Origin of the sequence: Arthrobacter sp. NPDC089319, from assembly GCF_040684925.1 — a bacterium.
Lineage (GTDB): Bacteria > Actinomycetota > Actinomycetes > Actinomycetales > Micrococcaceae > Crystallibacter.
This window is the reverse complement of sequence record NZ_JBFBGZ010000005.1, coordinates 307,732-332,844: the sequence shown is the minus strand read 5'-3', so window position 1 is coordinate 332,844 and position 25,113 is coordinate 307,732. Positions and strand designations below refer to the sequence as shown.

25 protein-coding genes are annotated in these 25,113 nt (G+C 67.5%); 4 read left to right on the top strand and 21 right to left on the bottom strand.

The features are described 5' to 3' along the window. Positions 1-2: 2 nt before the first annotated feature. Positions 3-977, bottom strand: a complete 975-nt coding sequence (locus AB0N75_RS10020; RefSeq protein ID WP_364648725.1) for an aquaporin — start codon at positions 975-977, stop codon at positions 3-5. Positions 978-1,124: 147 nt separating this feature from the next. Between AB0N75_RS10020 and AB0N75_RS10015 the strand changes: the two genes are divergently transcribed. Next, positions 1,125-2,228 carry an ADP-ribosylglycohydrolase family protein gene (locus tag AB0N75_RS10015; RefSeq protein WP_364648722.1) on the top strand — a complete coding sequence of 368 codons (1,104 nt, stop codon included), beginning with the start codon at positions 1,125-1,127 and terminating at the stop codon, positions 2,226-2,228. A gap of 3 nt (positions 2,229-2,231) precedes the next feature. Then, on the top strand, positions 2,232-3,158 hold the full coding sequence (locus AB0N75_RS10010) for an SDR family NAD(P)-dependent oxidoreductase (protein ID WP_364648719.1): 927 nt from the start codon (positions 2,232-2,234) through the stop codon (positions 3,156-3,158). Positions 3,159-3,189: 31 nt separating this feature from the next. On the opposite strand, the gene AB0N75_RS10005 is transcribed toward AB0N75_RS10010, so the two are convergent. From AB0N75_RS10005 to clpS, 11 genes are all read right to left on the bottom strand, one after another. Next, complete coding sequence (locus tag AB0N75_RS10005; RefSeq protein WP_364648716.1) at positions 3,190-4,206, bottom strand: exonuclease domain-containing protein; 1,017 nt, start codon at positions 4,204-4,206, stop codon at positions 3,190-3,192. 121 nt (positions 4,207-4,327) lie between these two features. After that, positions 4,328-5,017: a hypothetical protein gene (locus AB0N75_RS10000; RefSeq protein WP_364648713.1), complete on the bottom strand. Its 690-nt coding sequence runs from the start codon at positions 5,015-5,017 to the stop codon at positions 4,328-4,330. Next, complete coding sequence (locus AB0N75_RS09995; protein ID WP_364648710.1) at positions 5,014-5,943, bottom strand: ABC transporter ATP-binding protein; 930 nt, start codon at positions 5,941-5,943, stop codon at positions 5,014-5,016. The genes AB0N75_RS10000 and AB0N75_RS09995 overlap by 4 nt, the downstream gene beginning before the upstream one ends. Beyond that, the gene (locus tag AB0N75_RS09990; RefSeq protein ID WP_364648707.1) at positions 5,940-6,329 is read right to left on the bottom strand and encodes a GntR family transcriptional regulator; all 390 of its coding nucleotides are present in this window, start codon (positions 6,327-6,329) and stop codon (positions 5,940-5,942) included. Before AB0N75_RS09990 ends, AB0N75_RS09995 begins: the two co-directional genes overlap by 4 nt. 430 nt (positions 6,330-6,759) lie before the next feature. Further along, on the bottom strand, positions 6,760-7,443 hold the full coding sequence (locus AB0N75_RS09985) for a DedA family protein (protein ID WP_364648704.1): 684 nt from the start codon (positions 7,441-7,443) through the stop codon (positions 6,760-6,762). 150 nt (positions 7,444-7,593) lie between these two features. Next, a complete protein-coding gene (gene rdgB / locus AB0N75_RS09980; RefSeq protein ID WP_364648701.1) occupies positions 7,594-8,226 on the bottom strand; it encodes an RdgB/HAM1 family non-canonical purine NTP pyrophosphatase in 633 nt (210 codons plus the stop codon). After that, positions 8,219-9,007 carry a ribonuclease PH gene (gene rph, locus AB0N75_RS09975; protein WP_364648698.1) on the bottom strand — a complete coding sequence of 263 codons (789 nt, stop codon included), beginning with the start codon at positions 9,005-9,007 and terminating at the stop codon, positions 8,219-8,221. The genes rdgB and rph overlap by 8 nt, the downstream gene beginning before the upstream one ends. A 200-nt stretch (positions 9,008-9,207) precedes the next feature. Then, positions 9,208-10,002, bottom strand: a complete 795-nt coding sequence (locus tag AB0N75_RS09970) for an MBL fold metallo-hydrolase (protein ID WP_364648695.1) — start codon at positions 10,000-10,002, stop codon at positions 9,208-9,210. Then, entirely contained in the window at positions 9,999-10,955 is a 957-nt protein-coding gene (murI, locus tag AB0N75_RS09965) for a glutamate racemase (protein ID WP_364648692.1), read from the bottom strand. Before murI ends, AB0N75_RS09970 begins: the two co-directional genes overlap by 4 nt. Before the next feature lie 144 nt (positions 10,956-11,099). Further along, positions 11,100-11,675, bottom strand: a complete 576-nt coding sequence (locus AB0N75_RS09960) for a DUF2017 domain-containing protein (protein WP_364648689.1) — start codon at positions 11,673-11,675, stop codon at positions 11,100-11,102. After that, positions 11,676-11,996, bottom strand: a complete 321-nt coding sequence (gene clpS / locus AB0N75_RS09955; protein WP_364648801.1) for an ATP-dependent Clp protease adapter ClpS — start codon at positions 11,994-11,996, stop codon at positions 11,676-11,678. A gap of 99 nt (positions 11,997-12,095) precedes the next feature. On the opposite strand from clpS, the gene AB0N75_RS09950 reads away from it, so the two are divergent. Further along, entirely contained in the window at positions 12,096-13,427 is a 1,332-nt protein-coding gene (locus AB0N75_RS09950) for a nicotinate phosphoribosyltransferase (protein ID WP_364648686.1), read from the top strand. Beyond that, positions 13,424-14,041 carry an isochorismatase family protein gene (locus tag AB0N75_RS09945; protein WP_364648683.1) on the top strand — a complete coding sequence of 206 codons (618 nt, stop codon included), beginning with the start codon at positions 13,424-13,426 and terminating at the stop codon, positions 14,039-14,041. The genes AB0N75_RS09950 and AB0N75_RS09945 overlap by 4 nt, the downstream gene beginning before the upstream one ends. A gap of 211 nt (positions 14,042-14,252) precedes the next feature. On the opposite strand, the gene AB0N75_RS09940 is transcribed toward AB0N75_RS09945, so the two are convergent. The 9 genes from AB0N75_RS09940 to AB0N75_RS09900 all read right to left on the bottom strand — a co-directional run bounded on the left by AB0N75_RS09940 (position 14,253) and on the right by AB0N75_RS09900 (position 24,877). Then, positions 14,253-14,609 (bottom strand): GIY-YIG nuclease family protein, encoded by a 357-nt coding sequence (locus AB0N75_RS09940; RefSeq protein WP_364648680.1) that lies wholly within the window; start codon positions 14,607-14,609, stop codon positions 14,253-14,255. A gap of 114 nt (positions 14,610-14,723) precedes the next feature. Then, positions 14,724-16,511 (bottom strand): DEAD/DEAH box helicase, encoded by a 1,788-nt coding sequence (locus AB0N75_RS09935; RefSeq protein ID WP_364648677.1) that lies wholly within the window; start codon positions 16,509-16,511, stop codon positions 14,724-14,726. Continuing rightward, on the bottom strand, positions 16,508-17,938 hold the full coding sequence (locus AB0N75_RS09930) for an MFS transporter (protein WP_364648675.1): 1,431 nt from the start codon (positions 17,936-17,938) through the stop codon (positions 16,508-16,510). Before AB0N75_RS09930 ends, AB0N75_RS09935 begins: the two co-directional genes overlap by 4 nt. Positions 17,939-18,022: 84 nt before the next feature. Then, entirely contained in the window at positions 18,023-18,340 is a 318-nt protein-coding gene (locus AB0N75_RS09925; RefSeq protein ID WP_364648672.1) for a DUF3039 domain-containing protein, read from the bottom strand. A gap of 82 nt (positions 18,341-18,422) precedes the next feature. Beyond that, positions 18,423-19,994 carry a transporter gene (locus AB0N75_RS09920; protein WP_364648669.1) on the bottom strand — a complete coding sequence of 524 codons (1,572 nt, stop codon included), beginning with the start codon at positions 19,992-19,994 and terminating at the stop codon, positions 18,423-18,425. Next, positions 19,976-20,875 carry an ABC transporter ATP-binding protein gene (locus AB0N75_RS09915; RefSeq protein ID WP_364648667.1) on the bottom strand — a complete coding sequence of 300 codons (900 nt, stop codon included), beginning with the start codon at positions 20,873-20,875 and terminating at the stop codon, positions 19,976-19,978. Before AB0N75_RS09915 ends, AB0N75_RS09920 begins: the two co-directional genes overlap by 19 nt. A 48-nt stretch (positions 20,876-20,923) precedes the next feature. Beyond that, positions 20,924-22,036 carry an NADH:flavin oxidoreductase/NADH oxidase gene (locus tag AB0N75_RS09910; protein WP_364648665.1) on the bottom strand — a complete coding sequence of 371 codons (1,113 nt, stop codon included), beginning with the start codon at positions 22,034-22,036 and terminating at the stop codon, positions 20,924-20,926. Next, positions 22,037-22,996 (bottom strand): tetratricopeptide repeat protein, encoded by a 960-nt coding sequence (locus tag AB0N75_RS09905; RefSeq protein ID WP_364648663.1) that lies wholly within the window; start codon positions 22,994-22,996, stop codon positions 22,037-22,039. It abuts the gene before it with no gap. Between the two features lie 90 nt (positions 22,997-23,086). Continuing rightward, a complete protein-coding gene (locus AB0N75_RS09900; RefSeq protein ID WP_364648660.1) occupies positions 23,087-24,877 on the bottom strand; it encodes a hypothetical protein in 1,791 nt (596 codons plus the stop codon). Between the last annotated feature and the right edge of the window lie 236 nt (positions 24,878-25,113).

The following is a 25,113-nucleotide window of genomic DNA, read 5'->3' as shown; positions in this document are numbered from 1 at the left end:
GGTTATTCGGTGTCCGGGCGGGGCCGGTTCGGCTTGCGGTCAAAGAAATCGCGGGCTTCGGCCGCACCCTGGTCGTCCGCGGGCGCCGGCCGGTCCGACTGGTCCTCCACAGCGACGTCGGGAACATCACCTTTACCGGCAGCCGTCCCGGCGGTCGCGCCCTCGACAGGTGCGGCGGCAGACTCAACCGGAGCAACGCCGTCGTCCGTTTTCCTCCGCGGCCCCGGTGCCGTCTCGGCGCTGCGGTACAGCAGCCCGGCGATCAGGGCACCGAGCAGCGGAGCCACCCAGAACAGCCATAGTTCGCTCACCGCGCTGGGACCGGCGAAGTACACCGCGGCGGTGGAACGGGCGGGGTTCATGCCGGCATTGGAGATGGGCAGCATTACCGCGGTGAGCACGGCGAAGGCCAGGCCAACGGCATAGGGGGCGCTGCGCAGCCGGTCGCGGGACGAGGTCGCACCCAAGTAGACGGCCACCAGCAGGCCGGTCGCGATGGTTTCGGCCAGGAACACGCCGGCCATCGAGAAGCCCAGCTCATCACCGCTGGCATAGCCGTTGGCGATGGAAGCGAAGACGCTTTCCGACTGCGCGCCGGCCGGGTGGCTGCCAATGATGACCCACAGCACGACGGCGGCCAAGGACGTACCAACCAGCTGCGCCAGGACATAGGGTAGAACCGACTTCCATGCGGTGCGGCCCGCTAGCGCGCTGCCGAGCGTGATCGCCGGGTTGAACTGGCCGCCGGAGATGTAGCCGAAGGCGAGCATGCCGGCAATGACGGCCAAGCCGAAACCGAAGGGAACGCCGAAAGAGCCCTGCGGATTGAACATGCCGATGCCGAGCGCACCGAAAAACAGCAAGAACGAACCTGCCACCTCGGCGCCGATGCGGGCCGAGTAGCTGCGTCCTTCGCCGAGCCGGGGTGGGACGGCGGGGACGGCTGGTGCCGATGCCGCCGGGTGGGCTGCTGCCATGGATACTGTCCTCCTACCGGGCCGACGGGACGCCGGCGATTGACTCAAAACTACTCCACTCTGTCACCGGGTTCTGGGAAAACCCTGAACGTTTCCGGGGAGGCTCAGTTGGGCGAAATATCCGCGCGCACGCCTAAGCTGGTAGTCGTGACTACCGACGCCCCGCTTCCCGCTTCCCGGTCCGATGCCGCTCCCACTGCCCACACTGTCCCGGACTACGCCTCGCGGGTGCGCGGCTGCCTGCTCGGCGGCGCGCTGGGAGACCAGTTGGGGGCGGCCGTCGAGTCCGACTCCTTCGACGTGATCGCCGGACGCTTCGGGGCCGACGGGCTGCACGACTTCTCGCAACTGCCGGAGCCCGGGCACTTTAGCGACGAGACCCAACTGACGCTGTATACCCTCGACGGATTGACCGAGGCCCTGGAGTGGGCGAACGCGGGCACCGCCGCGGACGAAGCCGCCTGCCTCTGGCTCGCCTACCTCCGCTGGTACGCCACACAGGAAGGCCGCTTTCCGGAGGGCGCGCCGGCGCCGCAGCCGCGCTGGATCGACGGCCAGCCCATACTGCATGCGCGGCGCGCTCCCGCCGAGGCCTGTCTGTCCGGACTGGCCACCGGCGAGATGGGAACCCGGGCCCGTCCGGTCAACGCGGACGCTGTGGACGGCAGCACGGTGACGCGTTCGGCCCCTTTCGGGCTGCTGCCGTTCGTCGACGACCAGACCGTCCAGCGGCTGGCCACCGACGGCTCCGCACTTACCCATGGCCATCCGGCGGCACACCGCAGCGCGGCCACCTTGGCCACGTTGATCCGGCTGCTGGTGCATGAACAAGCCACGTTGCCCGGTGCCGCCGTGGCCATGCTGGCGCGCACCGAGCAGGAAGCCGGAGCCGCCGAATTGGCCGGGCACCTGCGGACCGCCGTCGAGCTCTCCGCCCACGGTCCGGTGGCACCTGCCGACCTGACCGCGGCACTCGGCACTGGCCGGGCGGCCGAGGAAGCTCTATCCATCGCCCTGTACGCGGTGCTGGCTACCGCTGACAGCACGACGCCGGAACAACACTTCCGCAGGGGCGTCGCCGCTGCAACCAATCACGGCGGCGACAGCGACGCAGCCGGCAGTATCGCCGGCAACCTTTTAGGCGCCCATTACGGCGAAGCCGCGCTGCCCGCCGAATGGCTGGCCTCCCTCGAGGGGCCAGAAGTCATCCTCGGCATGGCCGACCGCTTCCTGGCCCAGACGCAGGGCTAAGGCATGCGCCACGACAGCCACCCGCCCGTCCTGCCTCGTCAGGACGGCAAGACCATCATCGTGACCGGCGCCAGTGCCGGACTTGGCTATTTCGCCAGCGAGCAGTTGGCCGCGGCCGGAGCCACGGTGGTGATGGCCGCACGCGACGAGGCCCGCGGCCACGCGGCCATGGAAGCCGTCCGGAGTACGGTGCCCGGAGCGGACGTGCGCTTCCAGCAACTCGACTTGGCAAGCCTTGACTCGGTCCGGCAAGCCGCGGAGGAACTGGCCGGCCTCGGCCGGATCGATGCCCTGCTGGCCAACGCCGGAGTCATCGGGTCCGAGGATCTGCAATTCACCGTGGACGGCTTCGAGCTGCAGTTCGGCATCAACCACCTGGGCCACTTTGCGCTGATCGCAAGGCTGATGCCTGCACTGACCCACAGCCGCAGCCGCGTGGTTCATGTGGGCAGCATCAGCCACCGCTGGGTGCGCCCGGACTTCCGCCGGGCAGCGCTGCCGGCGAAGTACTCCAGCTACCGGTCCTACGCCTTGTCCAAGCTTGCGGTGATGAGTTTCGGGTTTGAGTTGGCCCACCGGCTGGAAGCGGCTGGTTCGAAGGTTTCCTCCGTGGTGGCGCATCCGGGTTACGCGCGGAAGTACTTCACGCCTGACCGGCCCGGCCTGCAGCTCTCACAACCAGCCAGCCGTTGGCAGCGGCGTCTGTACGGTCTGATCGCGCAGGGCAAGGATGCTGGAGCGTGGCCGCTGGTACAGGCGACTGCTGGCGACGGCGTGCGTAACGGCGACTACTGGGGGCCGGATGGACGCTTCCAACTGACCGGGAGCCCCGCCGTCGTTGCGCCGAAGCGGAATGCCTACGAGCGCAACGCTGCCTCCCGGCTGATCGACCTGTCCGAAGAGCTCACCGGGGTTTGCCTGCGGCTCTGACGCCGAAACGCGGCCAGTCGGGAGCATTCGGTCAAGCGCTGTGCACTGGCCAGCGTCCGCCGATCATCTGCAGGAACTCGCCTTCGGACAGCACCTCGATCTGCTGGCCCTTGCCGTGCAGCTGCAGCACCTTGTGCGCCTTGGCTGTCACCCGGCCGCTCTTGAGGTCGGAGGCGACGAAACCGTCTCCCACCACCAGCACCGTGGTTTTGCGGGTCACGTTGCTGGCCGGTCGCGCCCCCAGTTCGGCCGCACGGTTCTTCGCCTCTTGCCGGGACAGGCCCAGATTACCAGTGAAGACCACTGTCTGGCCGTAGAGCGGGTGGGAGTCGTCGGCGTCATGGTTCGGCTCCGGATTGCTGCCCTCGTCCGGCCAGTACGTCCAAGCGGAAGACGGTGCCGCTCCCCCGGCAGCGCCAAGCTCCTGGCGTTCCAGCGCCGTCCGGGTGGGTTTCGAGATGGCTGCCGTTCCGTGGAGGTAGGCCTCGAGGCGGGTGGTGCGCATCTGCATGGCCGTCAGCAGGTCCGGAATGCTTCCGGCCGAGTTCCGGCCGGCAATGTCGATCATGATGCCGGCGCACGCCCGAGCGTCCGCCACGGCGTCGTGGTGGTTCAGCAACGGCACGCCGGCAGCTTCGGCCACGAACGGGAGCGAATAGGACACCAACGAATAGCTGCGCCGCGACAGGATGACCGTACAGGCGTAGTCGTAAGCCGGGCCGGAAAGTTCAGAGACTTCCAGTGCCGACCGGATGACGCCCATGTCGAAGGCGGCGTTGTGGGCGACCAGCACGTCGGTGCCGATGAAAGCTGCCATGTCGGCGAACAGTTCCCCGAAGCGGGGCTTTGCCGCAACCATGTCTGCGGTAATGCCGTGGATCTGGACGTTGCGCGGATCGAAATGATCGAAGCCTTCCGGCGGGCGCATGAGCCATGAGGCTTCCTCGACGATTCGGCCATCACGGACTTTGCTCAAGCCGACGGAGCATGGCGATCCCCTGAACCCGTTTGCCGTCTCGAAATCTATCGCCGTGAAGTCAATTGCCACGGGTCAACCCTAATTGATGAGCAGGACAGTCTTGGTCCGCCAACACACGGCACGGCGGCCCCCGCCTGGTGTGCGGGAGCCGCCGTGCTGTTGATGGTGTGAGCGCTGCTCGTTGGCTACATCATGGAGCGGCGCGGCGCAGAGTCAGGTAGGACCCGCCGGCAAGAACCGCGCAGAACAGCGCCGCCCAGCCGGAAACGCTCAGCGGTGTCTGGGCCACCAGCCACTGCCCCACCGTCGGCCACCAGCCCTGCCAGCTGGTCAGGCCCAGCAGCCCGATCAAGACCACGGCAATCGCGATCCATGTGATCAACATCCCGGTGGCCTGCCAGCGCTTGTAAATGGTGGCGAACCAGAAACCGATCATGAACAGCGCCACCATGGCGATGAAGTAGAACAGGATCTGCACCACCGCGTGCTCAGCGGCTACCCAGTCCAGGGCATACAACTGTCCGTTGAACCCCCAGCCGTTGGTGGCAACTTCCACCAGGCCCAGCAGGTAGTAAAGCACGCTGATGGCCAGCGCCACGGTGGCGAACAGTCCCACCGTGCCGATGTAGAAGGTCCTCCGGCTGACGCTCATCGCTTGTGAGAAAGGGAACGTAAGCGTCAGTGACTGGATGCCCAGCGCCAGGAAATACCACACCACTGCCTGCGAAGCGCCGGAGTAGAACGTCTCGCCGCTGGCCGGGATCATCGCCCAGATGGCGAGGGTTATCAGGAAGGCCGAAACCATGATGATGGCCGGGATCCCGAGGAAGGTCCACTTGTTGATCAGCTGCATGCGCGCAACGTTGACGACGCGGTTCATTTCAGGACCTCCAGCTCGGAGTCGGTATCGACGACAGCATCGGTCGCTGCCATGGTCTTGCGCACCACCAGCTGCTGGAGCGAAACCGGTGCCAGTTCCAGGCCAAGTTCGGCTGCCTCGGCACGCTCTGCGTTCGTCAGCCGGCCTTCGACGGTCCACGAAGCCAGCGAGCCCAACGACTCGCGATGCAGCACCTCGCGGCCGGCCGCGAACGACTGGACGGCGGAGGCGTTGCCTGCAACGGTGACCGCCGTGCCGCGGATGGCCTCGGCGTCGTCATCCATGATGATCCGGCCGCGGTCGATCAGGACCACATGCTCCAGCAGGTTCGCCACTTCATCGATCAAGTGCGAGGAGAGGATGATGGTCCGCGGGTGCGCGGCAAAGTCCTCCACCAGCCGGTCATAGAAGATCTGCCGGGCCACGGCGTCCAGCCCCAGATACGGTTCGTCAAAGAACGTGATTTCCGCGCGGGACGCCAGCCCAATGATCACCCCGACGGCGGAGAGCTGGCCGCGTGAGAGCTTCTTGATCCGCCGTTTGAGCGGCAGCTGGAATTCCTCGACCAGCTGGTCCGCGAACGCCTGGTCCCAGTGCCTGAAGAACAAGGAGGCGGACTTGAAGGCCTGCCGCGCGGTGAAGTCGTCCGGATACTTCTGCGATTCACGGATGAAGCAGATCCGCGACAGCACGCCGTCGTTCTCATAGGGGCGCTGGCCGAAGACCAGCGCTTCCCCGCTGCTCTGGAAGCCCTGGCCGGTGAGCACCGACATCAGGGTGGTCTTGCCGGCGCCGTTTCGGCCCAGCAGGCCGTAGATCCGGTTGCCCTCCAGGCGGAGGCTGACGTTGTCGAGCGCCTTGGCATCACGGTAGGTCTTGGTCACCTGCCGCAGTTCTATGGCGGCGGGTGTGGTCGGGTTGTTCATCGGGACACGCTTCCCTCTGTCATGTCGCTGGTGGACTCGGTGCGGTGGAGCATTTCGGTCAGCTGTTCGGTGCTGATGCCCAGCTTTCGTGCCTCCCGGGTCATCGGCTGGACGTACTCCCTGAAGAAGTCGTCCCGTCTTTGGGCTAACAACCGGGAACGGGCGCCGGTGGCCACAAACATGCCGATCCCCCTCTTCTTGTACAAAATCCCGTCGTCCACCAAGCGGTTCACGCCTTTCGCTGCGGTGGCGGGATTGATCCGGTAGAAAGCGGCGAACTCGTTCGTGGACGGCGCCTGGCTTTCCTCCGCCAGCGCCCCGTCCACGATGTCGTTCTCGATGAGCTCCGCAATCTGCAGAAAGATCGGCCTCGAATCGTCGATCACAGCCGCTCCTTCCATGGAACCCATCACCGGTTATTCGGTGAAGGGGTTAGTTACTGATGTACCTAACCATACAAGCTATGCGGCGCTTGTCAAGGAAAGTGGTCGTTACCAGAGGTGCCAGCTGCGGGCGCTGTCGCTTGCGCGCCTGCTTGGGAGCGGCAGCAATGGGAAGGCGCCCTGACCGGATGGACCGCGGCGAAGGTGCCTTGCCGGCCAACGGGAACGCCGGCGGCATCGAGCAAGAGCCCGGACTACAGCGGGCGGCAGCCGGCGGTCAGGCTGGAATGCGGCGTGCGGAGACTAGGCGTAGCAGCGACGCCCGGCGAAGGCCACTCAGTGCACCTCGGACAGAGCAGCGGGCTCGGCCGCTGCAGAACAACTCCGGTCCGAACGTGGAGCTCCAGCGGTGACCGGTTCAGCGGCCTGGAAACTAGCTCCGGCGGTTCCGAATCTTACGGATCCGGGTGGCAACCCAGTAGAGCACCGCAAGAACGACGACGACGATGACGATCTTTTGGAAGATGCCCGCGTACTGTTCCACGATGTGCCAGTTCTCCCCCAGGTAGAAGCCAGCAAAAACGAAGATGGAGTTCCAAATCAGGCTGCCCGCAGTGGTCAGCAGCAGGAATTTCGCCACCGGCATGCGTTCGATGCCCGCGGGGATGGAGATCAGGCTTCGGAAAATGGGGATCATCCGCCCGAAGAACACGGCCTTGTAGCCATGGCGGTTGAACCACGCCTCGACCTTGTCCACGTCCTCCAGATCGACCAGCGGAAGCTTTTCGGCGATGGCACGCATTCGCCTCCGGCCCAGCCAAGCACCCAGGCCGTACAGCGCCCAAGCGCCGAAGACGGAACCTAGCGTGGTCCAGATCAGTGCCTCGATGAGGCTGAAACTGCCGCGGCTCGCAGTGAAGCCGGCCAGCGGAAGCACCACTTCACTGGGCAGCGGCGGGAAAAGGTTTTCCAGCGCGATGGCCAGGCCCGCGCCCGGGGCACCAATGGTCTCCATCAGGCCGACAGCCCAGTCGGCTACACCGGTGAGTGCACTGGTATCGCCAGCGGTTTGTGCAGGGATGTTGGCTGACAGGGAGGAAAGGCTCATCATGGTCATCGCTTACAAGTTTGCCTTACTATCCCCCATAGACCGAACCGGACGCTGCTTCACCACTGAGGCAAAGGCGGTCGGGGGCCGGCCACTGGTGGCCTGGGAACCGGACGGGCCGATTGCCAGAAAACCGGCGTGGGATGCCTGGCTGGCCGGCTACTGCGCTTCCTCACTAAGCGCCGTTACCAGGTGCGGCAGCAGCGCCCGGAACGCCTGGCCGCGGTGGCTGATGGCGTTCTTCTCCTCCGGCAGCAGTTCCGCGCAGCTGCGGTCCATGCCGGCCGGCTGCAGGATCGGGTCGTAGCCGAATCCTCCGGAGCCGCGGGGTTCGGCCAGGAGGATGCCGGCCAGGCGGCCCTCCTCGACGGCTTCCAGCCGCGGCGACACCACACTGGCGGCGCAGACGAAGGCGGCACCGCGGTGCTCGGGAGCAATATCGGCCAGCTGGGCCAACAGGAGCCGGAGGTTGGCTTCATCGTCGCCGTGTTTACCGGCCCAGCGGGCTGAGAAGATCCCGGGCGCGCCGCCGAGCACATCCACGGCCAAGCCCGAGTCGTCCGCGACCGCCACAAGGCCGGTGGCTTCGGCCACCGCGCGGGCCTTCAACAGGGAATTATCCGCAAAGGTCAGGCCGGTTTCGGGGACGTCCGGCGCGCCGGCGGCAGCAGCGTCGATCACCTGGGTGTCCACGTCGAGTCCAGGGATCTGGCCCCGCAGCAGTTCTCGCAACTCGCGCAGCTTGCCCTGATTATGGGTGGCCAGGACCAGCCGCGGTTCGCCCTCAGCCACGGATGACTTCTCCCAGCGTCTCCAAAAGCGTGTCGCGCTGGATCTGGGAGAGCTGGGCGGTGCCGGCCAGTGCCAAGTCCAGTAGGGCGTCGAGCTCAGCGCGGTCGAACGGTGCACCCTCGGCGGTGCCCTGGACTTCCACGAACTGGCCGGACCCGGTCACCACCACGTTCATGTCGGTTTCCGCGCGCACGTCTTCGACATACGGCAGGTCCAGCATGGGCACGCCGTCGATAATTCCCACGCTCACGGCGGCCACAGTGTCGGTCAGGGGCCGGGCGGAGCGGGCGATCAGCTTCTGCTCTTTGGCCCAGTGCAGCGAGTCGGCGAGGGCCACAAAGGCGCCGGTGATGGCCGCGGTGCGGGTGCCGCCGTCGGCCTGCAGCACGTCGCAGTCCAGCACGATGGTGTTCTCCCCCAGTGCTTTGGTGTCGATCACCGAGCGAAGCGAGCGGCCGATCAGCCGGGAGATTTCATGTGTGCGGCCGCCGATCTTGCCCTTGACGGATTCGCGGTCGGAGCGGGTGTTGGTGGCTCGCGGCAGCATGGCGTATTCGGCGGTGACCCAACCGCGTCCCTCGCCCTTGAGCCAGCGCGGCACCCCCGCCGTCAGCGATGCGGTGCACAGCACGCGGGTATTGCCGAATTCAATCAGCGCGGAGCCTTCGGCCTGGTTGGACCAGCCGCGGGTGATGCTGATCGGCCGGAGCTGCTCCGGCGTCCGGCCGTCGGCTCGGGCGGTGACGGCGGGCAGGGCGGAGCTGGAATCAACATCAGTCATGCCACCAGCCTATCGGCTCGCGCCGGCCGCCGCGGTTCAGACTGTGAGGCGCAGGCAGTCCGGCTGACGCTGCGGACCTAATGCACGACGGCGCAGGCTTCCGCGCGCGGGCGGCGTTCACGAATGTGCCGCTGAGGCACGACGGCGCAGCCTGCTTCCGCACGCCGGCGAGGCACGAGCGCAGCGTCTCCGGCGGCGAGTCAGACGATGTAGCTGACGCCGGCCACCGCCACGGCCAAATCGCCCTGGTAGGTTTCGCGGGCCTCGTTGACGGTCCGCACGGAATCGTTCCAGACCGGCAGGTGGGTCAGCAGCAGCCGCCGGACGTGGGCTTCGGTGGCGGCCGCGCCGGCGCGCTTCCCGGTGAGATGCACGCCGTCGACCGCGTCGTCGCGCCCTTCATGGAAGGCGGCTTCGCACAGGAACATGTCCGCGCCGGTGGCTGCTTCAACCAGCTCGGGGCAGCTGTCGGTGTCACCGGAGTAGGTCAGCACGCGCGTCACCGGCCCGTTGGGGGTGGGTTCGGTCGCCTCGACGCGGATGGCGTAGGCCTCTTCCACGGGATGGCGTACCGGGTAGGGCGTGATGGTGAACGGGCCAAGCTTGACCGGCTCCCGTTCCGACCAGTGGTGGAAGTCGAACTCCTCGGTCATGCCGGGATCCAACTCGAGCCCGTAGGCCGTGGCCATCCGTTCCGCGGTGGCCGCCGGCCCCCACACGGGAATGCGGCCCTTGGCCCAGCCGCCGGGTTTCCAGCGCACGGCCACATGGAGTCCGCACAGGTCCATGCAGTGGTCTGGGTGCAGATGGCTCAAGAAGATCGCGTCGATGTCCTCCAGTTCCATGTAACGCTGTGCGGTCCCCAGGGCGCCGTTGCCCAGGTCCAGCAGGATCCGCCAGACGCGTTCGCCGTCGTCGGCAGTTACCAAATAGCACGACGCCGGCGACAGCGGCCCGGGAAACGAGCCGCTGCAGCCGATGATGGTCAGGTTCATGCCCGCTCCCCCTGGTTGGGCAGCCGAGCCGTGCCGGCAAACGGCGAGACCTTGGGTTCCGCTGCCGCGCCGGCGCGTGCGGCGGCGACCATTTCCGGGGTAATCCGGGCCATGCTGCCGGTGGGATAGTGGGCGGCCACGTGGTCCACATGCTCCACCGCAATCACCTCCGGTCCCAGGAACCGGCGAGCCAGCACTTCGAAGGACGCGGCGTCGCCGGTGGCGACGAAGTGGTGTTGGCCCGGTGTTCCCTCCGGCCGGAGCAGATCGTGCGAGACCAGTGAACGGTAGACGTCCTTGGCGGTCTCTTCCGCGCTGGACACCAGCGTGACGCCGTCGCCCATGACATAGGAGATGACGCCGGTTAGCAGCGGATAGTGGGTGCAGCCCAGCACCAAGGTGTCGACGTCCGCACGCTTGAGCGGCTCCAGGTACTCTTCGGCGGTGGACAGCAGATCCTGCCCGGCGGTGACGCCGGCTTCCACGTATTCCACGAAACGAGGACAGGCCACCGAGGTCACGTCCAGGTGGGGCGCGGCGGCGAAGGTGTCCTCGTAGGCACGGGAGCCGACGGTGGCCGAGGTTCCGATCACGCCGATCCGGCCGCTGCGGGTGGAGGCGACGGCGCGGCGGACCGCTGGCTGGATCACCTCGATCACCGGGATGCCGTAGCGGGCGGTGTAACGCTCCCGGGCGTCGCGCAGCACGGCAGCGGAGGCCGAGTTGCAGGCAATGACCAAGAGCTTGACGCCGGCGTCGACCAGTTCATCCATCACGCCCAGGGCGTTCGCGCGCACCTCGGCGATCGGCAGCGGGCCGTACGGGCCGTTAGCGGTGTCGCCCACGTACAGAATGGATTCGTTCGGCAGCTGGTCGATCACCGCGCGTGCAACAGTCAGCCCGCCCACCCCGGAATCAAAGATGCCGATCGGAGCTGCGGGTTGGATCAACATCTTCCGTGTCACTGCCTTTCCGGGCTCATATTCACTAGAGGATAAGACGTGCACGGCCGGTTGGGCGAACTTCTGCGCGGCTTCTGTAAGCCATCTCACACCCCTGACGACGGCGGAGGCTTCCCTCTGCGGCGCCGCGGAGCTTTAGCGCTCGTCGCCGCGGTGGCGTTCCAGCCCGTCCAGCAGCGCCTGCATCAGCGTTTCCTGAAGCCAGGTCATGAAGTTGTAGACCAGCGCCAGGTAGGTCTCCAGATCCTCGGCCTGGGACCAGTCGTCGATCTCATGCAGAGCCTGCGCGTCTTCATCCGTGTGGATGTCCAGCCGCTCGGCCAGCACCAGCCGGACGTCGTTGGTGGCACGCGCGAACAGCCGGGCCTGCTCGTCGGTCAGTTGCAGCGGTGTGTGTTCCAGCAGCAGCGCGCTGGCCCGCAGCGCACCGAGCTTGTCCTCGCGCAGGGAGCGCTCGGTGAGCCTGCGGAACTCCAGCGCCTCGCCGTCGTCGTGCTGTACCGCGTCGGGGAGCAGCCGCAGCAGGGCCGCGTCCTGGGGCTTGGCGGCGTCGAGGTCCAGGCCCACCATCGCCGCGAGCGGATCCTCGTCCTTCCGGTCGATCTCCAGCATGGAAATCACGTCCCCGAACAGCTTCCCGATCAGTTCCCGCTCGGCCGGCTCCAGAAACCCGGTAATCCCCTTGCGCGTGCGCTTGAATGCCTTGGCCATCTACGCCTGGTCCGCCTTCTGGTAGGTGGCCCACAGGCCGAACGAATGCATCGCCACGGTGTCCCGCTCGGCCTGCTCGCGGCTGCCGGTCGCCACCACGGATTTGCCCAGCTGGTGCACTTCAAGCATCAGCCTGTGCGCCTTGGCCTCCGAATAACCGAAGTAGCTTTGGAAGACGTAGCTGACGTAGCTCATCAGGTTGACCGGGTCGTTCCACACGATGACGACCCACGGGACGTCTTTGGCCGTAAGTTCAGACGATTCCGTGCGTCGGGATGTCTCGATATCCGCGTCCAGCACGGTTGTGCAGGAGGGAAGCATGCTCACGGTCATGACTTCCATTGTAGGCAGGCGCCGCTTCAGGGCTTGCCAGCGGCCCTGAAGTACTCAGACGGCGAACACAGGATTAGAGTCGAGGATGTGAACACTGCAGCCGGCTGGAGACACCCCAGCACCTCCCTGTACACCGACCACTATGAGCTGACCATGCTCCAGGCCGCCTTGCATTCCGGCGCGGCCCAACGACGCTCCGTCTTCGAGGCCTTCGCCCGGCGGCTGCCCGAGGGACGCCGGTACGGAGTGGTGGCCGGCACCGGCCGGATCCTGGAGGGCATCGAGCACTTCACCTTCTCGGAAGACCAGCTGGATTTCCTGGCCCGCACGGACGTGGTGGACGCGAAAACCATCGACTGGCTGGCCGATTTCCGTTTTTCCGGCGACATCTACGGCTATGCCGAGGGCGAGGCGTATTTCCCCTACTCGCCGATCATGATTGTGGAATCAAGCTTCGCCGAAGCGTGCGTGCTGGAGACGTTCATCCTGTCCGTGCTGAACCACGACAGCGCCATTGCTTCGGCAGCTTCCCGGATGACCGGCGCGGCCGGCGGCCGCCCCTGTATCGAGATGGGATCCCGGCGCACGCACGAGGAGTCGGCCGTTGCGGCGGCCCGCGCCGCGGTCATTGGTGGTTTCTCCAGCACCTCCAATCTGGAAGCCGGCTACCGCTACGGCGTCCGGACGGTGGGCACGGCCGCCCATTCCTTCACCTTGTTGCATGACAGCGAGCAGAAGGCGTTCGAAGCGCAGCTGGCTTCGCTGGGCGTGGGGACCACCCTGCTGGCAGACACGTACGACGTCGAGACCGCAGTCCGTACGGCCGTGGAGTTGGCAGGTCCCGAGTTGGGCGGGGTGCGGCTGGATTCCGGCGACCTGATTGCCCAGGCGCAATGGGTGCGCAAGTTGCTGGACGATCTGGGCAACCACCACACCCGCATCACCGTCACGTCCGATCTGGACGAATATGCCATCGCCTCGCTGGCCTCGGCTCCGGTGGATTCCTATGGCGTCGGCACCGCACTGGTCACCGGGTCGGGCGCCCCCACCGCCAGCATGGTCTACAAGCTGGTCAGCCGCGAGGGCCCCGACGGCGAGCAGGTCTCGGTGGCGAAGGCCTCGAAGAACAAGATTTCCATGGGCGGCCGCAAGTACGCGCTGCGCCGGCTCAACCAGCGGGGCGCCGCCACTGCCGAGGTGATCGGTATTGGCCATCGGCCGTTGGACGACGGCAATGACCGGCCGTTGTTGCAGCAATTTGTCACCAACGGCAAACTGGCGGATGGCTGGACCGGCGACGAAGGCGTTCGCCGCGCCGCTGAACGCCACGCCGCCTCCATGACCGAGCTGCCCGGCGCCGTACACCGGTTGCAGCGCGGCGAGGCCGCCATTCCCACCGAGTTCGAGGAGCAGCCATGACCCGAGCACTGATCATCGTCGACGTTCAGAATGACTTCTGCGAAGGAGGCACCTTGGCGGTCGACGGCGGCGCGAAAACTGCCGCCGAGATCAGCGAGCACCTGGACACCCGGCCGGACGACTACGACGTCGTGGTGGCGACGCAGGACTGGCACATAGAACCGGGCAGCCATTTCTCCGAGGAACCGGACTTCGTCGACAGCTGGCCGCGGCACTGTGTGGCAGGCACGCGCGGGGCCGACCTGCACCCCGATCTGGACACCGACCGGATTGACGCCTACTTCCGCAAGGGCCAGTTCGACGCCGGCTACTCCGGTTTCGACGGCCTGCTGGCACCGGCCGACGAAGTAGCCACCGGCGAGCGCGAGGGCAACGAGGAAGAAGAAGAGACGGAGATGCCCAGTCTGGACGACTGGCTGCAGGAACACGAGGTGGATGAAGTAGTGGTGGCCGGGCTGGCGACCGACTATTGCGTCCGGCAGACGGCCCTCGACGCCGTCCAGGCGGGCTACACCACATCAGTGAACCTGACGCTGTCGGCGGGAATCAACGCCGAGCGCGTGGAGAAGACACTGGCCGAATTCAGCGACAACGGCATCGACATCATCGAGTAGTTCTCCGGCCCCCGGTGATCGATCAAAGGCGCTGAGTGCCCCTCGGTGATCGACCAAAGGCGCTCGCGCCTGCGTGGAGATCCCGCCCCAGCCCCCTCGGTGATCGACCAAAGGCGCTTGCGCCTGCGTGGAGATCCCGCCCCAGCCCCCTCGGTGATCGACCAAAGGCGCCCGCGCCTGCGCGGAGATCCCGCTTGGGTGGGACATACGCCTAGTTCATATTGCTCTTGAGATCATCTAGGCGGCCCTCGATAAGTGCAATGCGTTTGGCACGGCCCCAGTTCTGAACCTGCTTCTCCCGTGCAAACGCGTCTTCTACGCGGTTGAATTCCTCGCAGTAGACAAGTCGAACCGGCCGGCGGCGCGCCGTGTAGGCAGCTCCTTCACCGGATCCGTGCTCACTAATCCGCCGTTCAAGGTCCCATGTACTCCCGACGTAAAAACTGTTGTCCGCGCACTGCAGGATGTACATGTATGGCATGCCGCCTCCTGTTTGGAGCACCAGTGTGCCAAAACTTGCGGGATCGGCAGGCGTTTTCCACAGGACGATGGCGAGCCCGATTTCCACGCCGACGGATCTCCACGCGGCCGCAAGCGGCCTTGGTCGATCACCGGGGGCGGATCTCCACGCAGGCGGATCTCCACGCAGGCGCAAGCGCCTTTGGTCGATCACCGGGGGTGGTTATTTGCGGCCGATGAACCAGTCCTGGAGCTTCTTCAGCCGCTTGTTAAGCTGCTCTTCGTTGGCCTGGGCCACGGCCGGACCGCCGCAGACCCGGCGCAACTCCGAATGGACGACGCCGTGCGGCATGCCCGAGCGGGCCGACCAGGCGGAGACGTTCTTGGCCAGTTGGTTGCGCAATTCGGTCAGCTGCCGGTGGTCCACCAAGACCGGCGCCGGCTCGGGTGCGGCAGCTCCGCCGGCCCGCTGGCGTTTGCGGGTCTGCTGCTCCTGCTGGCGCTGGCGCAGCAGCACGCCTACTTGCTCGGCGTCGAGCAGGCCGGGGATGCCCAGGAAGTCCAATTCGTCTTCGCTGCCGATCTCTCCGCCGGTGCCGAACTCGGCGCCGTCGAACAGTACCCGGTCGAAGGAGGCCTGGGAGTCAAGGGCTTCGAACTTCTGCTTGGTCAGCTCGTCGGAGGCCTTGTCTTCCCGGTTGGCCTGCTCCATCAGGGCCTCTTCGGGGATGAAGCCTTCGTCGTTGTCCTTGTCCGGCCGGTCCAGCGCGTGGTCGCGTTCCAGCTCCATCTGGTTGGCCAGTTCCATCAGGTTCGGCACCGACGGCAGGAAGACGGACGCGGTTTCGCCGCGCTTCCGGGCACGCACAAAGCGGCCCACGGCCTGGGCGAAGAACAGCGGCGTGGCGGTGGACGTGGCGTAGACGCCGACTGACAGCCGCGGGACGTCCACGCCTTCGGAGACCATGCGCACGGCAACCATCCAGCGGCTGTCGCCGGCGGAGAACGACTCGATCTTCTCCGAGGCTCCGGCGTCGTCGGAGAGGATTATCGTGGCGGATTCGCCGGTGATCTTCTTCAGCTGGCCGGCGTAGGCACGTGCGTCGTCGTGGTCGGTGGCAATCACCAGCCCGCCGGCGTCGGGCACGGCCCGGCGGACCTCGGTAAGCCGCTTGTCGGCGGCGGCCAGCACGGACGGAATCCACTGCCCCTGCGGATTCAACGCCGTCCGCCACGCCTGCGCGGTGATGTCCTTGGTCACCGCGGCTTCACCGAGCGAAGCCGCGTATTCCTCCCCCGAGCTGGTCCGCCAGCGCATTTCGCCGGAGTAGGCCATGAACATCACCGGGCGGACCACATGGTCGCGCAGCGCGCTGCCGTAGCCGTAGGTGTAGTCGGCCCGCGAGCGGCGAATCCCGTCCTTGTCTTCGGCGTACTCCACGAAGGGAATGGCCGCGGTATCGGAGCGGAACGGGGTACCGGTCAGCGCCAGCCGGCGGACGGCCGGTTCGAAGGCCTCGCGGATGCCGTCGCCCCAACTGAGCGCGTCGCCACCGTGGTGGATTTCGTCCAGGATCACCAGCGTCTTCGCCGCTTCGGTCTTGGCCCGGTGCAGCATCGGTTTCATCGCCACCTGCGCATAGGTGACGGCGACGCCGATGAAGTCGCGGCCGTGCGAACCGTCGGAGTTCTTGAAGTTCGGGTCAATGGCCAGGCCCACCCGCGCGGCGGCGTCCGCCCACTGGCGTTTGAGGTGGTCAGTCGGCGCCACAATGGTGATCCGGTTGATGAGCCCGCGGTCCACCAGCTCGGTGGCCGCGCGCAGCGCAAACGTCGTCTTGCCGGCGCCGGGCGTCGCCACGGCGAGGAAGTCCTGAGGTGCCATCTCGAAGTACTTCTGCAGGGCCTCGGCCTGCCATTGGCGCAGCTTGGGCGCCGTGCCCCACGCGGCCCGCTCCGGGTATGCCGGCGGCAGCACCGGTCCCGCGCCAAATAGTGTGTCGTTGTTCATTCGGTGGCCTCCTCCCGTTGTTCCTGTCTAACTTCCGTCCGTTCCGCGCTGCGCCACCCGGTGGCGATGCCGCCGGCGGCCACCACGGCCAGCACCAGCCAGATCACCACGTAGACGCCGATCGCGCCGGGGTTGTCCGGATCGCGCAGCAGCGAAAACAGTGCTCCCGCTCCCGCGGTGCCCACCACGCCGCCCAGCTGGTCGGCCAGCTGCAGTGACGCGGAGTTCCGTCCCCGCTCTTCCGGAGCGGACATCTGCAGCACCAGCACCGAGGTGGTGGACAACGCCACCCCCATGGAGAACCCGGCCAGTGCCCAGACCACAATAAGCGCCCAGAGCGGCACCGACGGCGCCGAGACCAGCGCCATCAGCCCCATGCAGGCGGTCAGGATGCCGGAGCCGACCACCAGCATCCGGTGCCGCGCGGTCTGCACGCGGGCCTGCACCCACGAGCCGATGCTCCAGCCGACCGCGCCGGCCGTCAGCGCCAGGCCTGCGGTGGCGGGTGAGATCCCGTGCGCGGCCACCAGCATCAGCGGGATGAATGCTTCGGCACCAAAAAACGCCAGGTTGATCAGTCCGCGGGTGGCAATCACACTGGGCAGCCCCCGGCGCAAGCGCATGGTGCCGGCCGGCATGAGCTTGGGCAGCGCCACCAGTGCCAGCACCACTCCCCCGGCCGCCAGCGCATACAACGGCACCAGCTGCCAGGCGGGCCCGCCGGCGACAGCTTCGAACAGCGCCCACTGGGCCAGGAACACGCCGCCGGCCAGCATCAGGCCGCGCACCGCCTGCAGTCGTCCGGCGCGCCGGTCCGTGGTCGGGTTCTCCGGTGCGCCCACGCTCCGGGTCCGCGGCCAGATCACCAGCACGGCCAGCAGGAAGATGGGCGCCACCCCGTAGAACACCAGGCGCCAGGAAATGTACTCCGCGACCACGCCGGCGGCCAGCGGCCCTACCAGCGAGGGCACCACCCAGGCCGCGGCCAGCCAGCCGAACACCACCGGCTGCATCCGCTGCGGATAGACCTGCCCGATGATCACATATACGGCGACAATGGCGAAGCCGCCGCCCAGCCCGGCCACGGCCCTTCCGGCGGTGAAAATCCAGAATTCTCCGGCCACTCCGGACAGCACCAGGCCGGCCACCATCAGCACCAGTCCCGCGCCAAGCGCCGGTCGCGGGCCCATGGCGTCGCACCAGACGCCGGCCACCACGCTGGCCAGCAGCGAGGCGGTCAGGAACATGGAGAAGGCCAGCCCGTAGGCCGACTTTCCCTCGAGATCCGCCGCCACCACCGGCATCGCCGTAGCCACCGCCACTGCCTCGAAGGCCGCCAGCGTGATCACTGCCAGCAAGCCCAGCGTCAGCGGCCGGTAGGCAGCCGACATAGCGCCGGGCGCGCGGACGGCAGTGGATTCGGTCATCAAGGAACCAGGGCTAACTTTCTTTGCAGGCAGGCGAAAGCGAAGCGGGCGCCGAATGGGCCCGCTTCGGTTAAGTGGGAGCGGCTACTTCTTCTTGCCGGAATCGTCGCCGCCGGGGCGCAGGCCTTCGTAAATGGCCTTGCAGTCGGGGCAGACGGGGAACTTGTTCGGGTCGCGGCCGGGCACCCAGACCTTACCGCACAGGGCGATCACCGGTTCGCCGGACAGCGCCGACTCCATGATCTTTTCCTTGCGGACATAATGCGCAAAGCGTTCGCGGTCGCCTGGCTCAAGCTCTTCGCGGAGTTCTTCACGCTCGATCGTCGCGGTGGACCCGCCCGGGGTCTGCGGTGCGCGGGGGTCGTTTTCGAAAGGATCCGGGGGAAGACTCATGCCAACCATCTTAACCCCTGGAAAAGGAAGGACGACGGCGGAGGCTGCCTCCGCCGTCGTCCTCGCCTGCCGTGGCAGGTGAGTTTGCCTGCTATTTGTTTTTCGCCACAGCTTGGAGGAGTTCCGGCGTGCGGCGGTCATACCAGCGGCCGCCCAGCACAATGCCAACCACCAGCAGCACGGCGCCCAGCAGGACGCCGACCAGCAGGGCCAGCCAGCCCCACAGCGGATCGCCGGTAAAGACGCCGATCAGCGCCAGCACCAGTTCCGGCAGCGAGAGCAGCACCAGCACGCCGAGGCCGCCAAGCTGGACCAGCATCATCCGGGCGGTCGAACCCGGAGGCGTCTTGAACGGGCTCTCCCCGGGCAGCGGCACATTGTAGGTGTACCGGGCCGAGACCACGCTGGACAGCCCCAGCCCGGTCAGCAGCACTCCGAGCGCCACCCCGGAAACGGGGGCCAGCAGGTGCCATTCGCCGATGAAGACGAATGGCAGCACGGTCAGCAGCACGGTGGCCGGCACGGCGATCACCGCGCAGGCAACGGCGCGCCCGATCCGGTCGTCCCGGCCGCTCACGCCGGTGCTGACATGCAGCGCAAACGCCGTGTTGTCGTAGGCGATGTCCGCGGAAATGCCGAAGGACAGCAGGAAGGCGAGCATCGGGCCGAGCCAGAGCATGAAGGTGAAGTCGCCGGTCTGCGAGAGGCCGAAGAAGACCGCCACCGGGATGAGCGGAATGGACACCAGCGACGCGCCATAGCGCGGATCCTTGAACCAGTAAATCAGCGCCCGCGCCGCCACCGCTCCGGCCGGAGTGGCGGGCATTCGGGAGAACCAGCCCAGCTTGCCGCCGGCTTTGCGCGACACCGCGTTGTACGGCGGGGTCACCAGCGCGCGGGCCAGGCTCAGCTTCCACAGCCAGGCCATCACGGCCAGGAAGGCCACCGCGATCAGCAGCCGGGCCGCCGCGGCGCCCCAGTTGCCCAGCGCCAGGTCACCCGGGACCGCCCAGACCGCGCCCAGCGGCGACCAGGCCAGGCCCTCGGCGAGCGACGGCAGAAAGTCCTGCGAGCTGCGGAAGCCCTCGGTGATGCCGAGCATGATGGGCCCCAGCAGCACCAGCGGGATGATGCCGATGACCCCGCTCATGTCCTTGAACCGGCGCGAGCTGGCCAGCGTGGTGGACGCCGACGTGGTCACGCGGGAGAGCACCACGCAGGTCAGCGTGGCGATCACCGCGCACAGCACGGCGGCCACGAGCGCAACCGGGTGCTGCCACCACGCGGCCGCATGCCCCAGCGCTGCCACCAGGGTCACCACGCCCGGGATGCCCACGAGGCCGCCGATGGCGAGCCCCAAAAGCAATTGCCGCATGGGTACGGCGTAGGTGACGAAGCGGGCAGGGTCCAGTGTCATGTCCACACCGGTGGCCATCATCGGGATCAGCGCCCAGCCCAGGAAGGCGGCGGATCCGCCCAGCACCACCACCATGCGCGCCATCTCCGGCTCGGTGTAGCTGAGGAAGAACAATCCGGAGATCAGCAGTGCCAGCACGCCGATGGCGTACAGCCCGCCCAGGATCACGCCGACCAGCTGCCATGGGCTGCGTTTAAAGCCGTTGCGCAGCAGCGTCAGCTTCAGCCTTACGAGGTGCGCAACCACTCGAGCCCCTCCGACTGGGTCCGGCCGCCGACCAGCTGGACAAACCGCTCTTCCAGGCTGGCACCGTCACGGACCTCGTCCACGGTGCCGGCGGCCAGCACGTTGCCGCCGGCGATCACCGCCACGTGGTCGCACATACGCTGGACCAGGTCCATCACGTGGCTGGAGACGATCACCGTTCCGCCGGAGGCCACGTAATCGTGGAGGATGTCGCGGATGTTCGCGGCGGAGACCGGATCCACGGCCTCAAACGGCTCGTCCAGCACCAGCAGCTTGGGCGCATGGATCAGCGCCGTGGCCAGCGCAATCTTCTTGGTCATACCGGCGGAATAGTCCACCACCAGGGTGCCTGCGTCGTTGGTCAGGTCCATCGCCCGGAGCAGGTCGGGCACGCGTGCGGCCACCGTCTCCCGGTCCATGCCGCGCAGCAAACCGGCGTAGGTGACCAGCTGCTCGCCGGTCAGCCGGTCGAACAGCCGCACGCCGTCGGGCAGCACGCCCATCAGTCGCTTGGCTTTCAGCGGCTCGGCCCAGACGTCCACGCCGTGCACCCAGACCTGACCATAGTCGGGGCGGAGCAGCCCGGTGGCCATGGAGAGCGAGGTGGTCTTGCCGGCGCCGTTGGGGCCGACCAGCCCGTAGAAGGACCCGGCCGGCACGTCCAGGTTGACGCCGTTGACGGCGATCTTCTCGCCGAACCGCTTGGCCAGACCGCGCACGGCCAGGGCGGGAACGGGTGCCTGGGCACCGTAGGCGGATGTGGGGGCCTCAGCCCCGTAGGCCGGAGCTGAAGCCTCGGCGCCGCCGGTCGGCGCCGGCGGCAGGCCGGGGTCCTGGTCGTCCGGCTGCTGGACCGGGGGCTGTGATGGATGCGAAGTCATACTGCCACGCTAACAACGCGGCGCCCACGCGGACATCATCCGCAAGGACTAATAATTCTCCGCCACGGCGGCACGTTCGTACTGAGGCGCCCACGCCAGGTCGTGGCCCAGTTCGACGGCGGCGCGCTGCCACCAGTGCGGATGGCGCAGCGCCGCCCGCGCCAGCAGCACGGCGTCGGCCGATCCCTCCCTGATAACCGAGTCGGCCTGCGCCGGCGTGGTGATGAGCCCGACGGCACCGGTCGGGACGCCGGTCCGGCGGCGGATGGCTGCGGCGAAAGGCACCTGGTAGCCGGGGCCCAGCGGAATGTTCACGCCGTGCACCGCGCCGCCGCTGGACACGTCCACCAGGTCCACGCCGCGGGCGGCCGCCTGGGATACGACGTCGGCCACCGCTTCCGGTTCCAGGCCTCCGTCCGACCAGTCGCTGGCGGAGACACGCAGCAGCAGCGGCATGGCATCCGGGATCACGCCGCGGACCGCGTCCACCACCGCCAGCAGCAGGCGCGCCCGGTTGGCCGCCGAACCGCCCCACTCATCGGTGCGGGTGTTGACCAGCGGGGACAGGAACTGGTGCAGCAGATAGCCGTGGGCGCCGTGGATCTCGACAGTGTCGAAACCCGCCCAGACCGCACGCACCGCTGCGTCGCGGAAGTCGGCCACAATCTGCAAGATGCCTGCTTCGTCCAGTGTCGCGGGCGCAGCGTAGCGGCCGAAAGGCCCGGTGGTCGGACCGACGGTCTGCCAACCGCCCTCGGCGTGCGGTACGGAACCGGATTCGCGGGCAAACGGCGCGTACGTCGACGCCTTGCGCCCGGCGTGGGCCAACTGGACGCCGATTTTGGTGTCCGCCGAACCGTAGCGGTGCACAAACTCGGTGATCCGGCTCCACTCCTGCGCCTGCGCGTCGGTCCAGATGCCGGTGTCCTGCGGGCTGATCCGGCCGGCGGCGTTCACCGCCGTCGCCTCGGTCAGAATCAGCGCCGCCCCGCCGGCGGCGAACTGGCCCAGATGCATCAGGTGCCAGTCGTTCGGCGTTCCGGGCGCATCGTCCCGGCGGACCGAGTACTGGCACATCGGGGCCACCCAGCCGCGGTGGGCCAACTGCAGTCCGCGCAGCCGCATCGGCTCGAACAGGCCGCCGGCTGAAGCCTGCACCATTTAGAAGAGCGCCCGCGCCAGGGCCTGGCGTGCCTTCGAGACCCGCGGGTCGGAGCTGCCCACCACATCGAACAGTTCCACCAGCCGCGCGCGGGCCGCTTCCCGTTCGTCTCCGCCATGCCGGCTGATGAAGCCGACCAGGCGCGCAAAGGCGTCCTCGACATGCCCGCCGGACACGTCCAGGTCGGCTACGGCCAGCTGGGCAGCCAAATCGTCGGTCTGGTCGGCGGCGGCGCGGCGCAGCTCGTTGGCATCGGCACCCTGCAGCCGCTCCAGCAACTGCACCTGGTACAGCCCCGTGCGGGCCTCGTTGTCGGCCGGCTGTTCGGCCAGCGCCTTCTGGTAGGCCGCCGCTGCCCGCGTGTAGTCGCCGGCCTCGATGGCATCGAAGGCTTCCTGATGCAGTGGCGGCAGCGGTTTCTCCTCCTCGGCGGGAGCGTCTGCCGTGCCCGGAGCGGTGCCGGTCACGCCGTTGGCTTGTGCCACCTTGAGCAGCTCGTTAACAAACTGGCGCAATTCGTCCGCGGACGCCGCACCTTGGAACAGCGGGATCGGCTGCCCCTTCAAGAGCGCGACGGCGGCGGGCACGCTCTGCAGCTGGAAGGCCTGGGCGATGCCGGGGCTGGCGTCGACGTCCACCCGGGCCAGGACAAACCGGCCGGCAAATTCGTTGGTCACCTCGGCCAAGGCGGAGGCCAGCTGCTGCGCCAGGTCGCTCCAGGCTGCGGTCAACTCCACGATCACGGGGACCTGGGCGGAGAGTTGGACGAGCGGCTGGAAGCTCTGCTCGTTGACCTCGACGATGAAGCTTGCGGTGTCGCCGTCGCCCGCTGCCGGCGCCCCGGCGGCCGGCGCAGCGCCAGAAGGCTGCTGCGGCCTTTTCAGCGCCGACAGGTCAACGGCGCCGCGCAGGCTGACGGAAGACGGCGCGGGGCCCTGCTCTGGAGTTGGAGTGGTCATAACATCACACTAATACGTCTCGGTGTGCGTCCGGAATTGCGGGGCGGAAAGCGACGCTGCCCGACCGGGTTGCCCCGGCCGGGCTTGGCCCTACTTCAGCTTCGCGTCCACCAGGCCCTGGGCCACGCCGACCACGGTGAGCTTTTCATCGGAGCCGGCGGGAGGCACGCGCAGGAAGACGGCTTCACTGTAGGTCACGTCCACGCCTTCGGTGGTGGAATCTTCCCCTGCCAGCGCCGCGAACTCGGGCGAGAGTTCCACGGTTGCGCCGGCTTCGGCCGGCACGCTCCTGGTCACCGACCTAATGTGGCCGAACACCACGGCACCGCCGTCGGCCGTGCGCAGCGCGCTCAGCGATTTATTGTCGACGCTGCGGCGGAACGAGATGTCCGCGCTCTTGTTGGATTTGACCTGGTCCTTTTGGATCTTCTGGATCTGGTCGGAGAAGGTGTTCTTGCCGATCTTGTTCTGGTGTTTGCCGCTGTCCAGATTCTCGGCGACCATCTTCACGGCCGCCTGCGGCGAATACAGCAGACCGTCCTCAGCATCCAGCGGCACGGCCGGCGTACCGCTGCTCTCGGTGGAAACCTGCGGGAAGGTGGTTCCCGGCAGCATCTGCATGGCACCCATCATCCGGTAGTTCGATCGCGGATCCTGCTGTGTCAGCACGATCACCTGCGGTACCGGATTGTCCTCGCCTTCGGTCACCGCGACCACGGTCCGCGGCCACTCGGCACTGGTGCTGACCATCGAGGCCAGAATCGGTCCGGCGGCCACCGGAACCGGAGCAGGCGCCTTGCCGTTTTCGGCCCGCACCGTGTAGTTGGCCTCGCGGACAGTCAGCGCCGCTCCGCCGACCCGCGGCTCCAGCTTGCCGGCGTCCCGCGCCTTGTCGGCATTCGAAACAGAAGCCGCCACCGAATCCATAATCCGAGTCAGCTGGCTCTCCATAACCACCGGGGAACCTGCTGCTTCCTCGGCCTCCGGGGAGGCAGCTGCCTGCGCCGGCAGCACTGTGCCGGCGGCAAGCACGACGGCGGTGCCCGCCGCCGCCGCGGCGCGCAGGCCAAGCGCGGGGCGCACCATCAGGGAACGGCGGCCGGAGGTACGGGAGCTCTCCTCCGGGCTCTCGGTTCCGGGCTTGGCCGGCGCCGCTTCATCAGCGCGGCCGGTCGGTACGTCGGCGTCCGTCTTGGCCAGCGTCGCGGTCGCCGGACCGGCGACGGCCCGCTTGCCGGTTCCGCCGCGGGGGCCCGAGTCGTTGCCCGGCGAGTCGTCGCCCGCGGACGGGCGGTTCGGCCGGCGGGACACCACGGCCATCGCCACGCCCAGCACCACCAGCAGGGCGCCCACGATGATCAGGGCAAGCGACCACGGAACGGACGTGTCGTTCGGCCAGGTCACGGTCACGTTGGTCGGAGCCGGCTCGCTGCCGTCGGCGGCCAGCAGGATGGACCACTCGCCGTCGCCCGGGGCCAGCCAACGGTGCTCGATGCTGCCCTCGGCCTGCTCCTCGCTCACCCAGAGGTCCGATCCGGCCGGGTTCGGCACTTTGGCGTCGCCCTCGGTCACGGTGCCCTGCAGCTGGCCGTCCTCGATCCCGGTCAGGGAGGTGTGCGCTGCCTCCCCCACCCAGGCGTCGACGTCGCCGGCGCGGCCGATGGCCATCAGGAAGTCGCCGTCGGCCTCCACAGAGACGTCCACTTCTTCCTCATGGACACCAAAGACTTCCGGGTCAATGACGGTCACCGGCGCGGTGGAGTCGGCCGTGTAGCTGGCGGATGCCCGCTCGGGCGGGGCCCACACTGTGCGCTGGGCGATGCCCAGCGCGATGGCCAACAACCCGATCACCATCAGGGCCACGGAAATCTTGAAACGCACAAAAATACCAATCGTCGATCGTGCAGGAAGGAAGGGCTGCAGGTCCGCCCAAGCCTCGAGGACCGGAGCGGTTGCCCGGCGTCGGTTAAACTTTATAACCCTATGGTAACGAACCGCCTCGCGGTCCACGCAAAGCCGGGTTCCCAGCGGTGCCGACGCAGCCCCCGCCCGCTGGCCACATCCGCTGCAGAGCACCGCCATGCTGGTAGTCTTTCGCTCAGAATTGACCGCATCCT

Coding starts and splice junctions, on each gene's coding strand:
- AB0N75_RS10020 (WP_364648725.1), bottom strand. CDS start 977: ATGGCAGCAGCCCACCCGGCGGCATCGGCACCAGCCGTCCCCGCCGTC.
- AB0N75_RS10010 (WP_364648719.1), top strand. CDS start 2,232: ATGCGCCACGACAGCCACCCGCCCGTCCTGCCTCGTCAGGACGGCAAG.
- AB0N75_RS10000 (WP_364648713.1), bottom strand. CDS start 5,017: ATGAACCGCGTCGTCAACGTTGCGCGCATGCAGCTGATCAACAAGTGG.
- AB0N75_RS09995 (WP_364648710.1), bottom strand. CDS start 5,943: ATGAACAACCCGACCACACCCGCCGCCATAGAACTGCGGCAGGTGACC.
- AB0N75_RS09985 (WP_364648704.1), bottom strand. CDS start 7,443: ATGACCATGATGAGCCTTTCCTCCCTGTCAGCCAACATCCCTGCACAA.
- rph (WP_364648698.1), bottom strand. CDS start 9,007: ATGACTGATGTTGATTCCAGCTCCGCCCTGCCCGCCGTCACCGCCCGA.
- AB0N75_RS09970 (WP_364648695.1), bottom strand. CDS start 10,002: ATGAACCTGACCATCATCGGCTGCAGCGGCTCGTTTCCCGGGCCGCTG.
- murI (WP_364648692.1), bottom strand. CDS start 10,955: ATGTTGATCCAACCCGCAGCTCCGATCGGCATCTTTGATTCCGGGGTG.
- AB0N75_RS09960 (WP_364648689.1), bottom strand. CDS start 11,675: ATGGCCAAGGCATTCAAGCGCACGCGCAAGGGGATTACCGGGTTTCTG.
- clpS (WP_364648801.1), bottom strand. CDS start 11,996: ATGCTTCCCTCCTGCACAACCGTGCTGGACGCGGATATCGAGACATCC.
- AB0N75_RS09945 (WP_364648683.1), top strand. CDS start 13,424: ATGACCCGAGCACTGATCATCGTCGACGTTCAGAATGACTTCTGCGAA.
- AB0N75_RS09935 (WP_364648677.1), bottom strand. CDS start 16,511: ATGAACAACGACACACTATTTGGCGCGGGACCGGTGCTGCCGCCGGCA.
- AB0N75_RS09930 (WP_364648675.1), bottom strand. CDS start 17,938: ATGACCGAATCCACTGCCGTCCGCGCGCCCGGCGCTATGTCGGCTGCC.
- AB0N75_RS09925 (WP_364648672.1), bottom strand. CDS start 18,340: ATGGTTGGCATGAGTCTTCCCCCGGATCCTTTCGAAAACGACCCCCGC.
- AB0N75_RS09915 (WP_364648667.1), bottom strand. CDS start 20,875: ATGACTTCGCATCCATCACAGCCCCCGGTCCAGCAGCCGGACGACCAG.
- AB0N75_RS09910 (WP_364648665.1), bottom strand. CDS start 22,036: ATGGTGCAGGCTTCAGCCGGCGGCCTGTTCGAGCCGATGCGGCTGCGC.
- AB0N75_RS09905 (WP_364648663.1), bottom strand. CDS start 22,996: ATGACCACTCCAACTCCAGAGCAGGGCCCCGCGCCGTCTTCCGTCAGC.